Origin of the sequence: Kribbella steppae, from assembly GCF_004342025.1 — a bacterium.
GTDB classification, from domain to species: Bacteria; Actinomycetota; Actinomycetes; order Propionibacteriales; family Kribbellaceae; genus Kribbella; species Kribbella steppae.
Genome location: NZ_SLWN01000022.1, coordinates 1 through 12,792 on the forward strand (window position 1 = coordinate 1; position 12,792 = coordinate 12,792).

At 68.6% G+C, this 12,792-nt stretch carries 15 protein-coding genes; 11 read left to right on the forward strand and 4 right to left on the reverse strand.

What is annotated here, in order from left to right; genetic code table 11:
* The first annotated feature begins 80 nt into the window (after positions 1–80).
* Positions 81–398, forward strand: a complete 318-nt coding sequence (locus tag EV652_RS40640; protein ID WP_132215765.1) for a MerR family transcriptional regulator — start codon at positions 81–83, stop codon at positions 396–398.
* Between the two features lie 27 nt (positions 399–425).
* On the opposite strand, the gene EV652_RS44360 is transcribed toward EV652_RS40640, so the two are convergent.
* Positions 426–596 carry a hypothetical protein gene (locus tag EV652_RS44360; RefSeq protein ID WP_158441527.1) on the reverse strand — a complete coding sequence of 57 codons (171 nt, stop codon included), beginning with the start codon at positions 594–596 and terminating at the stop codon, positions 426–428.
* A 149-nt stretch (positions 597–745) separates the two neighbouring features.
* Between EV652_RS44360 and EV652_RS40645 the strand changes: the two genes are divergently transcribed.
* Positions 746–1,141 (forward strand): RidA family protein, encoded by a 396-nt coding sequence (locus EV652_RS40645; protein WP_132215768.1) that lies wholly within the window; start codon positions 746–748, stop codon positions 1,139–1,141.
* Positions 1,142–1,317: 176 nt separating this feature from the next.
* On the forward strand, positions 1,318–2,121 hold the full coding sequence (locus EV652_RS40650; protein ID WP_132215771.1) for a PhzF family phenazine biosynthesis protein: 804 nt from the start codon (positions 1,318–1,320) through the stop codon (positions 2,119–2,121).
* Here EV652_RS40650 and EV652_RS40655 read toward each other — a convergent pair.
* Positions 2,118–2,750 carry a hypothetical protein gene (locus EV652_RS40655; protein ID WP_132215774.1) on the reverse strand — a complete coding sequence of 211 codons (633 nt, stop codon included), beginning with the start codon at positions 2,748–2,750 and terminating at the stop codon, positions 2,118–2,120. The two genes, EV652_RS40650 and EV652_RS40655, sit on opposite strands and share 4 nt — an antisense overlap.
* Before the next feature lie 194 nt (positions 2,751–2,944).
* Here EV652_RS40655 and EV652_RS44365 point away from each other — a divergent pair, with 194 nt between their 5' ends.
* The 7 genes from EV652_RS44365 (at position 2,945) to EV652_RS40685 (ending at position 10,938) form a co-directional block, all read left to right on the forward strand.
* A complete protein-coding gene (locus EV652_RS44365) occupies positions 2,945–3,085 on the forward strand; it encodes a hypothetical protein (protein ID WP_158441528.1) in 141 nt (46 codons plus the stop codon).
* Entirely contained in the window at positions 3,082–3,171 is a 90-nt protein-coding gene (gene kdpF, locus EV652_RS40660) for a K(+)-transporting ATPase subunit F (RefSeq protein ID WP_130442715.1), read from the forward strand. Before EV652_RS44365 ends, kdpF begins: the two co-directional genes overlap by 4 nt.
* Complete coding sequence (gene kdpA, locus EV652_RS40665; RefSeq protein ID WP_132215777.1) at positions 3,171–4,832, forward strand: potassium-transporting ATPase subunit KdpA; 1,662 nt, start codon at positions 3,171–3,173, stop codon at positions 4,830–4,832. Before kdpF ends, kdpA begins: the two co-directional genes overlap by 1 nt.
* A 53-nt stretch (positions 4,833–4,885) precedes the next feature.
* The gene (gene kdpB / locus EV652_RS40670; RefSeq protein ID WP_132216044.1) at positions 4,886–6,922 is read left to right on the forward strand and encodes a potassium-transporting ATPase subunit KdpB; all 2,037 of its coding nucleotides are present in this window, start codon (positions 4,886–4,888) and stop codon (positions 6,920–6,922) included.
* A gap of 13 nt (positions 6,923–6,935) precedes the next feature.
* A complete protein-coding gene (gene kdpC / locus EV652_RS40675; protein ID WP_132215780.1) occupies positions 6,936–7,565 on the forward strand; it encodes a K(+)-transporting ATPase subunit C in 630 nt (209 codons plus the stop codon).
* Positions 7,566–7,577: 12 nt separating this feature from the next.
* Positions 7,578–10,145: a sensor histidine kinase gene (locus EV652_RS40680; protein WP_132215783.1), complete on the forward strand. Its 2,568-nt coding sequence runs from the start codon at positions 7,578–7,580 to the stop codon at positions 10,143–10,145.
* Between the two features lie 115 nt (positions 10,146–10,260).
* Positions 10,261–10,938: a response regulator gene (locus EV652_RS40685; protein WP_132215786.1), complete on the forward strand. Its 678-nt coding sequence runs from the start codon at positions 10,261–10,263 to the stop codon at positions 10,936–10,938.
* Here the strand turns inward: EV652_RS40685 and EV652_RS44950 are convergent.
* Positions 10,920–11,462 (reverse strand): hypothetical protein, encoded by a 543-nt coding sequence (locus EV652_RS44950; protein ID WP_199238689.1) that lies wholly within the window; start codon positions 11,460–11,462, stop codon positions 10,920–10,922. The two genes, EV652_RS40685 and EV652_RS44950, sit on opposite strands and share 19 nt — an antisense overlap.
* Before the next feature lie 177 nt (positions 11,463–11,639).
* Here EV652_RS44950 and EV652_RS40695 point away from each other — a divergent pair, with 177 nt between their 5' ends.
* Positions 11,640–12,479: a hypothetical protein gene (locus EV652_RS40695; RefSeq protein ID WP_132215789.1), complete on the forward strand. Its 840-nt coding sequence runs from the start codon at positions 11,640–11,642 to the stop codon at positions 12,477–12,479.
* 6 nt (positions 12,480–12,485) lie between these two features.
* On the opposite strand, the gene rpsN is transcribed toward EV652_RS40695, so the two are convergent.
* Positions 12,486–12,791: a 30S ribosomal protein S14 gene (rpsN, locus tag EV652_RS40700; protein WP_132215791.1), complete on the reverse strand. Its 306-nt coding sequence runs from the start codon at positions 12,789–12,791 to the stop codon at positions 12,486–12,488.
* Position 12,792: the final 1 nt, after the last annotated feature.

The window sequence follows — 12,792 nt, forward strand, 5'->3', positions numbered from 1 at the left end:
CCCCTGGGCCCCGGTGCTTCGGCACCGGGGCCCTTCGGCATGGAGGTTCGATGACCCCAGACCTGCACACGGAGACCCCGATGAGTTCAACCCCGCCGGCCGGGCCGGCCAACTTCGACGACGACGACTACCCCGCCTTCACGATGGGCCGCGCCGCGGACATGCTCGGCACCACACCGGGATTCCTGCGGAGCCTGGACGAGGCGAAACTGATCACCCCACAACGCTCCGAGGGCGGCCACCGCCGATACTCCCGCTACCAGTTGCGCTTGGCTGCCCGCGCTCGGGAGCTCGTCGACCAGGGCACCGCGCTCGAGGCGGCCTGCCGGATCATCATCCTGGAAGACCAGCTCGCCGAAGCGCTGCGTATCAACGAGCAGCGGCGGGATCAGGGCTAGCAACCGACGCACGAGGGTCCGCGGGCTTCACCGCCCTCGGAGGCGAGGCTCTGCGGACCGAACCGCCTTCGCCCAGGGCCCGATCCCGTCGTACGAACGATCGAGGATCAGCCTCGCCACCGGCGCCAGTTCGCTGCTACCGAGGTCCACTCGCTCGACGACCCGGACTCCCAGCAGTCGCTCGACCGTGTGTTCCACCTGGCGACCCTATCCGCCGACATGTCACTTGTTTGTCGGTTGGTCATCGATCGGGGGTAGTGGGTGGGCGGTTGTGGGTAGGCAGGGTAAACATGGTGCAGGACTGACACCCGGGGGCGGGAACAAATGGAGTGGAGGGGGATTCACGGATGGCGAAGCTTGCGATCGAGCCGTTGAACCCGGCGATCCTGCCGGCGGCCGCGGGCAACTACACGCACGGCGTGCAGGTGGACGGTGCCCAGCGGATGGTGTTCGTCAGCGGTCAGGTGCCGTGGGGCAACGAGCACGGGCGGGTGCCGGAGAGCTTCGAGGCGCAGTGCCGGATGGTCTGGCGGAACGTGCTCGCGGTGCTCGCCGAGGCGGGCATGGGAGTGCGGAACCTGGTCAAGGTGACGACGTACCTGTCGGACCGGCAGTTCCGCACGCTCAACTCGAAGATCCGCGAGGAGGTCCTCGGTGACCACGCGCCGGCCCTCACGATCATCATCTGCGACATCTACGCCGAGAACTGGCTGCTGGAGATCGAAGCCGTCGCGATGGCCTGACGGTACCGAACGACAGGAGGTATCCGGACTGGGACAGGCCTGATGGGGGTGCTCAGGCGGGAGTCGAGGGCCTGGCGGCGCCTCACCCCCGAGTACCTCCTGTCGTTCGGTTCGATGTCCACTCGATCATGGGTGGCTATGGAGTCGGTGCTGCGGCCGACCTACCGTCTCGGCGTATGAGGATCAGAGTGGTCGACGCGTTCGCCGAGCGTGCCTTCAGCGGGAACCCGGCGGCGGTGTGCGTGCTGGCGGCCGGTGAGTGGCCCGAGGCGGACTGGATGCAGGCGGTGGCGGCGGAGATGAAGCTGTCCGAGACCGCGTTCGTGCGACCGTCGGGCCAGGCCGACGCTGACTGGGATCTGCGCTGGTTCACGCCGGCGATCGAGGTGGACATGTGCGGACACGCGACGCTCGCGACCGCGCATGTGCTGGCCGGCGACGGTCTGGTCAGCGGGAAGGTCCGGTTCAGCACGCGGAGCGGGATCCTGACGGCCGCACTGGGCGAGAGGATCACCCTCGACTTCCCGATCTCGCGTACGACGGAGATCGACGCACCGGCTGGGTTGGCCGAGGCGCTCGGCGCGAAGCCGGAGAGTGTCCACAGCACCGGCGCGCTGACCGACGTACTCGTTGTCCTGCCGGATGAGGCCGCCCTCCGGGAGCTCACGCCGGACATCGGCGGGCTCGAGGTGGTCAACCGGCGCGACCACAATCGCGGCACCATCGTGACGGCGCCGGCTCACGATTTCGACTTTGTGTCGCGGTTCTTCGCGCCTGTCGCCGGGATCGCCGAGGACCCGGTCTGCGGCAGCGCGCACACCGCGCTGGCGTCGTACTGGGCCGGGCGCCTCGGACGGAACGAACTGGTCGGCTACCAGGCGTCCGCCCGAGGCGGGGTTCTGCGAGTCACCGCGGCCGGCGATCGCGTCTACCTGAGCGGCAACGCGGTCACCACCCTGGACGGTGAGCTGCTGATCTAGGCCCAGGTTTCGGCGTGGGTGGCGACGCCGTTCGGGGCGATGAGTTCGGTGACGACGTCCTCGGCGTCCGCGTCCAGCGGCTCGAACGGGTGCTCCGGTACGACGTACGCCCGCGCGCCGGCCACCATCTCGGTCCCGGGCAGCTCGAACCACGCCTCGCCGACCTCACGGCTGATCTCGTAGATCGCCTGCTCGGCCGAGTCCACCGGCTCCTGCTCGCCGCCCTCGTCCAGCTCGGCCGGGTGCCGTTCCTGTGCGGCCCGGCCGGCCTCGATCAGCACGTCCAGGTCGACCACGCGCAGGTCGAACCGGGACACCACGCTGATCACGTGGTCCTGCTCGACCGCGTCCTCGTCCTCGTCGTCGGCGCTGTCCTCCAGCAGCAGCGGCGCCGTACCGGTGTGCTCGAAGACGGCGTCGTTCCAGCCCTCGACGAGCTCCTCGAGCGCGGCGTTCTGCTCGTAGAGCGCGGCCTGCTCCTCGTCGCCGGTCATCGCCAGCAGGGCCTCGGTGTGGGCCTGGAGACGCTCCGCCAGCCGGCGGCTCGCCTCCGCGAGCGACTCCCGGGTCTCCGCGGAGAAGAACTGCTCTGCAGGTGCCGTGATCGGCTGTTCGTCCACTGAAGTCACTAGCTGTTCTTCCCTTGTCTGTCTGTGGGGGCGTGATTGCCAGGCGTAAGTATGCGGACTCGGCGGGCCCAGACGAAGTCGTGTCCGGAATCAGTACCCGTGAGAGGTCTGTGAGAGCTGCGAGAGCCGGTGTGAGAGGCCTGTGAGAACGCTCCTGAGCAGGCAGCGAGCGGTGTGCAGTGGGCTCATGAGCAATGAACGAGCGAAGCGAGCTCATCATCAAGCACTGTCCTGCGTCAGGTGGTGCAGCCATGTCTGACGTGGTCTACCTCGCTGTCACCGTCGTCGTCTTCTCGGCCGTCTGGTTCGCGCTGCGTGGAGTGGAGAAGTTGTGAGCGCCGAGAACATCGCCGGCCTGGTGGTCGCCGCGGCCCTGGTCCTCTACCTCGTCGCCGCCCTGATCTTCCCCGAGAGGTTCTGATGTCCGACACCGCAGCCGGCCTGTTGCAGGTCGGCCTCCTCGTCGCGCTCCTGGCCGCCGTGTACCGGCCGCTGGGGGGCTACCTGGCCCGGGTCTTCACGTCCGACAAGGACCTGCGGATCGAGCGCGGCGCCTACAAGTTGCTCGGCGTCGACGCGAGGGCCGATCAGACCTGGGCCGTCTACGCCCGGTCCGTGATCGCCTTCTCAGCCCTCAGCCTCGTCCTGCTCTATCTGCTCCAGCGGCTCCAGGCTCAGCTGCCGCTGTCGAATGATCTGCCCGGGGTCGAGTCCGGACTGGCGTTCAACACGGCCGCGTCGTTCGTCGCGAACACCAACTGGCAGTCGTACGTCCCCGAGGTCACGATGGGCCACCTGGTCCAGTTCGCCGGCCTCGCCGTACAGAACTTCCTCTCCGCGGCCGTCGGCATCTGCGTCGCGATCGCGGTGATCCGCGGCTTCGCCCGGAGCAGGACCGACCGGCTCGGCAACTTCTGGGTCGACCTGACCCGGACCGTGCTGCGTGTCCTGCTCCCGATCGCGATCGTCGGCACCCTGGTGCTGGTCGCGACGGGCGTCGTACAGAACTTATCCGGTGGGCACGAGGTCACCTCCGTGGTCGGCCAGACGCAGACCATTCCCGGCGGCCCGGTTGCGAGCCAGGAAGTGATCAAGGAACTCGGCACCAACGGCGGCGGCTTCTACAACGCGAACTCGGCGCACCCGTTCGAGAACCCGAACCCGCTGTCCGATCTGTTCGAGATCTTCCTGCTGCTGCTGATCCCGGTGTGCATCACGCGCACCTTCGGCCTGATGGTCAAGGACAAGCGGCAGGGCTACGCGATCCTCGGGGTGATGGGCATCCTGTGGGCGGCCTTCACCTTCGCGACCACCTTCTTCGAGAACCAGGGCGCCGGTACGGCGACGCAGGCCGCGGGCGCCGCGACGGAGGGCAAGGAAACCCGCTTCGGCGAATGGGCGTCCGCACTCTTCGCATCATCGACAACCGGTACGTCGACCGGTGCGGTCAACTCGATGCACGACTCGTTCACCCCACTCGGCGGCGGTACGGCGCTCTTCCACATGATGCTCGGCGAGGTGTCGCCAGGCGGCACGGGCACCGGGCTGTACGGGATGCTGGTGCTCGCGATCCTGACGGTCTTCGTGGCCGGCCTGATGGTCGGCCGGACACCGGAGTACCTGAAGAAGAAGATCACCGCGCGGGAGATGAAACTCGTCTCGCTGTACATCCTGACCACGCCGACGCTGGTCCTGGCCGGTGCCTCGATTGCGATGGGCCTGGCGGTGGCGCGGGCCTCGATCTGGAACACCGACAGTCCGCACGGCTTCTCCGAGGTGCTGTACGCGTTCACCTCGGCCGGTAACAACAACGGCAGCGCGTTCGCCGGGATCAGCGCGAACATCCCGTTCTACAACACCGCCCTCGGGATCGTGATGCTGCTCGGCCGGTTCGTGCCGATCGTCTTGGTGCTCGCGCTGGCCGGCTCCTTCGCGCGACAGCAGCCGGTGCCGGTGACCCAGGGCACGCTGCCCACGCACAAGGCGCTGTTCGTGACGATGCTGGTCGGTGTCGTGCTCATCGTCACCGGGCTGACCTACTTCCCCGCTCTCACCCTCGGACCCCTCGCGGAGGGACTGTGACCGCGCTCGTGAAGACCCCTGCTCCTGTCCCGAAGAAGGACACAGCGGAGAAGGTGGCGAAGAAGGCACCGTCGGGTCTGTTCGACCCGAAGATGCTGCCGACCTCCCTGCCGGACGCGCTGCGCAAGCTCGACCCGCGGGTGATGGTCAAGAATCCGGTCATGTTCGTGGTCGAGGTGGGCGCGGTCGCATCGACGATCTTCGCCGTCACCGACTCCAGCGTGTTCGTCTGGTGGATCGTGGTCTGGCTCTGGCTGACCGTGATCTTCGCCAATCTGGCGGAGGCGGTCGCGGAGGGCCGGGGCAAGGCCCAGGCCGAGACGCTGCGGCGGGCCAAGACCGAGACCACTGCCCGGCGGCTGGTCGGCGACCGCGAGGAGGAGGTGCCGGCGACGCAGTTGCAGCTCGGCGACCTCGTCGTGGTCGAGGCCGGCCAGATCATCCCCGGCGACGGTGACGTCGTCGAAGGTGTCGCCAGCGTCGACGAGTCGGCCATCACCGGCGAGTCGGCTCCGGTCATCCGGGAGTCCGGTGGCGACCGCAGTGCGGTCACCGGCGGCACCAAGGTGCTGTCGGACCGGATCGTCGTGAAGATCACCACCAAACCCGGTGAGAGCTTCATCGACCGGATGATCGCGCTGGTCGAAGGCGCGTCGCGGCAGAAGACGCCGAACGAGATCGCGCTGAACATCCTGCTGGCCAGCCTGACGATCGTGTTCATGGTCGCGACGGTGACGCTTCCGACCTTCGCGACGTACGCGAAGACCAACCTGAGCATCGTGATCCTGGTGGCTCTACTGGTCTGCCTGATCCCGACCACCATCGGTGCGCTGCTGTCCGCGATCGGGATCGCCGGGATGGACCGGCTGGTCCAGCGCAACGTGCTGGCCATGTCGGGTCGGGCGGTCGAGGCCGCGGGTGACGTGAACACGCTGCTGCTGGACAAGACCGGCACGATCACGCTGGGGAACCGGCAGGCGGCGGAGTTCATCCCGATCGAGGGGGTGACGGATACCGCGCTGGCGGATGCGGCGCAGTTGAGCAGCCTCGCCGACGAGACGCCGGAAGGCCGATCGATCGTCGTCCTGGCGAAGACCGGTTACGGCTTGCGCGAGCGGCACACCGGAGAGTTGCCGCACGCAACGTTCGTCGAGTTCACCGCGCAGACCCGGATGAGTGGCGTGGACGTGGACGGCCGGCAGGTCCGCAAGGGTGCGGCCGGCGCGGTCAACGCCTGGATCAGCAGCCAGGGCGGGACCACCACCCCGCGGCTCGGTGCCGTCGTCGACGGCATCTCGGCCTCCGGTGGTACGCCGCTGGTCGTTGCCGAGAGCATCGACGGGACGGCGCGCGCACTCGGTGTCATCCACCTCAAGGACGTGGTCAAGGAAGGGATGCGGGAGCGGTTCGACCAGATGCGCGCGATGGGCATCCGGACCGTGATGATCACCGGTGACAACCAGCTGACCGCGAAGGCGATCGCCGAGGAGGCCGGGGTCGACGACTTCCTGGCCGAGGCGACGCCCGAGGACAAGATGGCGCTGATCAAGAAGGAGCAGGAGGGTGGCCGGCTGGTCGCGATGACCGGTGACGGCACCAACGACGCGCCGGCGCTCGCACAGGCAGATGTCGGCGTGGCGATGAACTCCGGTACGTCGGCCGCGAAGGAGGCCGGCAACATGGTCGACCTCGACTCCAACCCGACCAAGCTGATCGAGATCGTCGAGATCGGCAAGCAGTTGCTGATCACCCGCGGATCGCTGACCACGTTCTCGATCGCGAACGACGTGGCCAAGTACTTCGCGATCCTGCCCGCGCTGTTCGCGGCGGCGTACCCGGGGCTGGACACGCTGAACATCATGCAGCTGCACTCGCCGGAGTCGGCGATCGTGTCCGCGATCGTGTTCAACGCGCTGGTGATCGTGGCGCTGGTGCCGCTCGCCCTGCGCGGTGTGCGGTACAGGCCGTCCTCGGCGTCGGCAATGCTGCGACGCAATCTGCTCGTGTACGGCGTCGGTGGCCTGATCAGCCCGTTCATCGGGATCAAACTCCTGGACCTGGTGATCTCACTGATCCCCGGCATCCGCTGAAAGGTAAGTGTTCATGGCAAGCAATCTCCCCGGCTCGGCCCGGCAGTTCGGGGTCGCGCTCAGGGCCCTGCTGTTCTTCACCGTCGTTCTCGGTCTCGGCTACCCGCTGGTGATGACCGGCGTGGCCCAGGCGGTGTTCCACGACAACGCGAACGGCTCGATCGTCCAGGTCGACGGCAAGGACGTCGCCTCCGACCTGATCGGCCAGGCGTACACCCAAGACAGCGGAAAGAAGGATGCCGACGGCAACGCGATCATGGTCGCCGACCCGAAGTGGTTCCAGACCCGGCCGTCCGCGGTCGACTACGACGCGATGGGCAGTGCGGGGTCGAACTACGGCCCGAACAACGCCGACCTGCTCGCGGCGATCGAGGAGCGGAAGCAGGCGGTCGCGGAACTCGAGGGTGTGGATCCGTCCCAGGTCCCGCCGGACGCGGTGACCGCCAGCGGCAGTGGCCTCGACCCGCACATCAGTCCGGCGTACGCCGCTCTGCAGGTCGACCGGGTCGCGCGGGAACGCGGGCTGCCGGTGGCGGAGGTCCAGGAGTTGGTGAAGGAGAACACCGAGGGTCGCACGCTGGGCTTTCTCGGTGAACCACGAGTCAACGTGGTCACGCTCAACAACGCGTTAGCGGCTAGCTGAGAGCATGGAGGCATGAGCAGTGGCGGCCGCGGGCATCTGCGGGTCTACCTGGGTGCCGCGCCCGGCGTCGGGAAGACCTACAAGATGCTGGGCGAGGGGCAGCGGCGGCTGTCCCGGGGCACCGACGTGGTGGTCGGGTTCGTCGAGACCCACGGCCGGCAGCACACCGCCGAGATGCTCGAAGACCTGGAGTTGGTGCCGCGGCGGATCATCGACTACCGCGGCGCCAGCTTCACCGAGATGGACGTCGACGCAGTCCTGGCCCGCCGGCCGGAGGTCGCCCTGGTCGACGAGTTGGCGCACACCAACGTGCCGGGCAGCCGGAACGAGAAGCGCTGGCAGGACATCGACGAGTTGCTGGCCGCCGGCATCGATGTGATCTCGGCGGTCAACATCCAGCACCTCGAGTCGATCAACGACGTGGTCGAGAAGATCACCGGCGTACCGCAGCAGGAGACCGTGCCGGACCGGGTGGTCCGGGCCGCGGACCAGATCGAGCTGGTCGACATGACGCCGGAGGCACTGCGCCGCCGGATGGCCCACGGCAACGTCTACGCGGCGGACAAGATCGATGCTGCCTTGGGCAACTATTTCCGGGTCGGCAACCTGTCCGCCTTGCGTGAACTCGCGCTGCTCTGGCTCGCCGACCGGGTAGACGCCGGCCTGCAGCAGTACCGTGCTCAACATGACATCGACTCGACCTGGGAAGCCAGGGAACGGGTGGTGGTCGCCCTCACCGGCGGTCCCGAGGGCGAGACACTGATCCGGCGTGCCGCCCGCATCGCCGCCAGGTCCTCCGGTGGGGACCTGCTCGCACTGCACGTCGCCCGCTCCGACGGCCTGACCGGCGCGAACCCGAAACGCCTCGCCGAGCAGCGCAACCTGGTCGAGAGCATCGGCGGCACCTATCACCAAGTGGTCGGTGACGACGTCCCGGCCGCGCTGCTGTCCTTCGCCCGGGCCGAGAACGCCACCCAACTGGTGCTGGGCGGTAGCCGCCGGTCCCGGTTCGGGTCGCTGCTGACCGGTCCGGGGATCGGCGCAAGCACGATCCGCGACTCCGGCGACATCGACGTCCACATCGTCACCCACTCCCAGATGGGCCGCGGCCGGCTACCCCGGTTGCGCGGCAGCCTGTCTCGGCGCCGCAAGATCGAGGGCTTCGTGCTGGCCGTCGTACTACCGCCGCTGCTCGCGCTACTGCTCGGGCTCGGCGGGGACCACCTCAACCTGACCAGCAACGTGCTCGCCTTCCTGCTGGCGGTCGTCGTGGTCGCCCTCGTCGGCGGTCTGTGGCCCGCGCTGCTGACCGCGGTCGGTGGCACCGTCGTACTGAACTACTTCTTCACCCCGCCGACCCGGACGTTCACCATCGCCGAGATCAACAATGCGTTGGCTCTGGCGATCTTCGTGCTGGTCGCGGCGATGGTGAGCTCGGTCGTCGACCGGGCGGCCAGACGGACCAGACAGGCGGCCCGGGCGGTCGCCGAGTCCGAGACTCTGGCCACGCTGGCCGGGTCCGTTCTCCGTGGTGAGACGGCCCTACCCGCCCTGCTCGAACGGGTCCGGGAAGCCTTCGGGATGACCGGCGCGGTGCTGATGGAGCGGGTGGACGACGACGAGCTGACCGAGATCTGGCGACCGATTGCCTCTGCCGGTACGCCGACCTGCCGCCGGCCCGAGGACGGCGATGCGGAGATCCCCGGTCGGGACAACCTGGTTCTGGTTCTGCAGGGCCGCCGACTGGCCGCGGACGAACGCCGGCTGGTCGGGGCGTTCGCGGCCCACGCGGCCGCTCTGGTCGACAAGGCCCGGCTGAGTGAGGCCGCCGCGGAGGCGAAGCCGCTGGCCGAAGCGGACAAGCTGCGTACGGCGCTCCTTCGGGCGGTCGGCCACGATCTTCGGTCGCCGCTGGCCTCGGCGAAGGCGTCCGTGACCAGCCTCCGCAGCGACGACGTCGACTGGAGCGAGTCCGAGCGGGCAGAGCTCCTGGAGACTGCTGACGAGTCGCTCGACCGACTGTCGCGCCTCGTGGACAACCTGCTCGACCTCAGTCGGCTGCAAGCCGGCGTACTGCCTGTGTTCACTCGGCCGATGGCGTTGGACGAGGTGATGCCCGGCGTACTGGCCGAACTCGGCGACGCCGGCGACAAGGTCATCGTGGACATACCGCACACGTTGCCGCTGGTCGACGCCGATCCCGCGCTGCTGGAGCGGGTGCTAGCGAACCTGGTGGCGAATGCGATCCGCTACTCGCCGCCGGGGCGGCCGCCGCTGCTGACGGGGAGCTCCCTGGGTGACACCGTGGAGATCCGGGTGGTCGATCGCGGTCCGGGGATCCCGCGGGAGGACCGGGACCGGGTCTTCGCGCCGTTCCAGCGGCTCGGCGACACGGACAACACGGTCGGCGTCGGGCTCGGTCTCGCCCTGGCCCGTGGTCTCGCCGAGGCGATGCACGGCACCTTGCAGCCGGAGGACACTCCCGGTGGCGGGCTGACCATGGTGGTCGCGATCCCGACGGCGACCGTGCGACCCGCCGACGCGCCGGTGCCGGGCACCCGGGAACGGGAGGCCCCATGACTGTATTGATGCCACGCCTCCGGCGCGGCGGGTCATGGGGCCCTGGCTCCCGGCCTTCCCTCGTCACTCCAGTCGCTTCGCTCCCTCCGCTCCTCAGTCCAGGCCGGGAGGCCCCATGACCAGGGTTCTGGTGGTCGACGACGAGCCGCAGATCGTCCGGGCCTTGCAGATCAATCTGAAGGCGCGTGGCTACGAGGTGTTCCTGGCCGGCAGCGGCGCCGCCGCGCTCAAGGTGGCCGGGCAGCATCCGCCGGAGCTGGTGATCCTCGACCTCGGGTTGCCGGACTTCGACGGGGTCGAGGTGATCCGTGGCCTGCGCGGCTGGACCGATGCGCCGATCCTGGTGCTGTCCGGCCGGACCGATCAGACGGACAAGGTCGAGGCGCTGGACGCCGGCGCGGACGACTACGTGACCAAGCCGTTCGGGATCGACGAGTTGCTGGCTCGGATGCGCGCCGTACTGCGCCGCAGCAACATGCTCCAGGACCAGCCGGTGGTGACCGTCGGTGGCGCGTCCGTCGATCTCGCGGCCAAGCGTGTCACCCTCGGGACGGGGGAGGACATCCGGCTCACGCCGACCGAGTGGCACCTGCTCGAGGTGCTGGTCCGGCACCCGGGCAAGCTCATGTCTCAACGCCAGCTCCTCACCGAGGTCTGGGGTCCCGGCTACGAAACCGCCAGTGGCAACCTTCGGTTCTACATGGGCCAGCTCCGCCGCAAACTCGAGGCAGATCCGGCCCGGCCAAAACACCTGCTCACCGAGCCAGGCATGGGCTACCGCTTCGAACCCTGAGCGCCGGCGGGCCGATCGCCAGGGTCATCGGGGGGCGGCTGGCCGGTCGGCGGCTCTTGGGGTGTGGCAGGGGCCTCCCGGGGAGCAGATCGGCGCCCGAAGAGGTGCAGCCTGCTCCGGCGATCGTCATCTGGGTTGAGCTTGCTGTCGCCGCGGGGCGTGCCGTTCCCCAGCGCGCTCGCTGTGTAGGCGCGGGCGGCGTCGCGCTCGTCGATGAGGTCGTCGCGAGCCTGGCTGGCAGCGGCGGTCTCGCGGCGGGATTGCTTGAGCCCGCGGCGCGCCGCGCTGCCGCGGCGGGACGTGCGGCGCGCGCCGGCTAGCAGCAGGGTCAACCCGAACAGGGCAACCGCCCCGACCACGATGCCGTAGAGGAACAGTGTGCCGGTGGAGCCTGTCACGTGGTAGCCGAACACCGCGAACCCGTCGTCGGTGAGCGTGTGCGCGCCGCCACCGTTGCCGAGAACACCGGCCACGCCGATGATCACCGCGGCGAGCAAGATGATGAGCCCCAGGATGACGATCACGACGAACTCCGAACGTCTGCCTTCTAGACCTAGAGTTCAGCCGTTTGCCAGAGCTGTCAACCGCGTGAACCTACCTGCCGACGAATGCCCTTTCAGGAGCCGGCTGCCTTTGCTGAGCACACTGCTGATGTCTGTTTCGTTCAAGACTTTGTCGGTGGTCTGCGCCATGGTGAGGGCATGGACATCTTCAGCGCAGGTCGGGACTTTGTACGGCGGGAGGCACGGCTGGTCGAGAGCCGCCTGTTCGCCACGATCTTCGAGGGCGCCGACCCGGCCGGGGTCGTGGACGCGTTGCGCGGTTACCAGAACGCGGATGGCGGTTTCGGGCACGGCCTGGAGCCGGACAAGCGCTGCCCGGACAGTCTCTCGCTCGACGTGGAGGTCGCGTTCGACACCCTGCTGGCGTCCGGCGCCCGGGAAGAGGAGATGGTACGGCGCGCCGTCGACTGGCTGGACAAGACGGCAACCCCAGAAGGTGCGGTCTCGCTAGCCGCCCCGGTGATCGAGGGATACCCCCGGGCCGAGCACATGAGTGAGTGGACCTACCAGCCCGACATCAACCCGACGGCCGGTCTGGTCGGCCGGCTGTACAAGCTCGGAGTCGAGCACCCGTGGCGTGAGCGAGCCGCCGCCTGGTGTGCCGCGAAGCTGGCCGAGGGATTCCCGGAGGACGCCCACGGCATGCACGAGGCGATGGAGTTCCTGGAACACACCGAGGTCGACCTCGACCAGGTCCGCGACTGGCTGCCGAAGCTGAAGTGGTACCGGGCCGACGCCACAGACCCGTCGTACGGCGTGACTCCGCTGCACCTCGCCCCGACTCCGGACAGCTTCTGGCGCCCCCTCTTCGACGACGCTCAGATCAACGGCCACCTCGACCGCCTGGTCGCGGATCAGCAGGACGACGGCGGCTGGGCCATCACCTGGGAACCCCCGAGCCAGGCAGCCACCCTCGAGTACCGCGGCATCCTCACCGTCCACGCCCTCCGAACCCTCAAGGCCTACAACCGCCTCTGACCCGCACTACCAGGAGGACTTGGTGATGCCGGGGAGTTCGCCGCGGTGGGCCATGGTGCGGAAGCGGACGCGGGAGATGCCGGCCTTGCGCAGGTAGCCGCGTGGGCGGCCGTCGGCGACGTCGCGGTTGCGCACCCGGATCGGGCTCGCATCCCGCGGGAGCTTCTGCAGCTTGTGCTGCGCCGTGCCGCGTTCCTCGAAGGTCGACTGCGGGTCGGCGATGATCCGCTTCAGCTCGGACCGGCGCTCGGCGTAGAGCGCGACGGTCCGCTTGCGCTGCTCGTTCTTGGCGATCTTGCTGGTCTTCGCCACG

Coding starts and splice junctions, on each gene's coding strand:
- EV652_RS40685 (WP_132215786.1), top strand. CDS start 10,261: ATGACCAGGGTTCTGGTGGTCGACGACGAGCCGCAGATCGTCCGGGCC.
- kdpA (WP_132215777.1), top strand. CDS start 3,171: ATGTCCGACACCGCAGCCGGCCTGTTGCAGGTCGGCCTCCTCGTCGCG.
- EV652_RS40650 (WP_132215771.1), top strand. CDS start 1,318: ATGAGGATCAGAGTGGTCGACGCGTTCGCCGAGCGTGCCTTCAGCGGG.
- EV652_RS40645 (WP_132215768.1), top strand. CDS start 746: ATGGCGAAGCTTGCGATCGAGCCGTTGAACCCGGCGATCCTGCCGGCG.
- EV652_RS40640 (WP_132215765.1), top strand. CDS start 81: ATGAGTTCAACCCCGCCGGCCGGGCCGGCCAACTTCGACGACGACGAC.
- kdpC (WP_132215780.1), top strand. CDS start 6,936: ATGGCAAGCAATCTCCCCGGCTCGGCCCGGCAGTTCGGGGTCGCGCTC.
- EV652_RS40695 (WP_132215789.1), top strand. CDS start 11,640: ATGGACATCTTCAGCGCAGGTCGGGACTTTGTACGGCGGGAGGCACGG.
- EV652_RS40680 (WP_132215783.1), top strand. CDS start 7,578: ATGAGCAGTGGCGGCCGCGGGCATCTGCGGGTCTACCTGGGTGCCGCG.
- EV652_RS44365 (WP_158441528.1), top strand. CDS start 2,945: ATGAACGAGCGAAGCGAGCTCATCATCAAGCACTGTCCTGCGTCAGGT.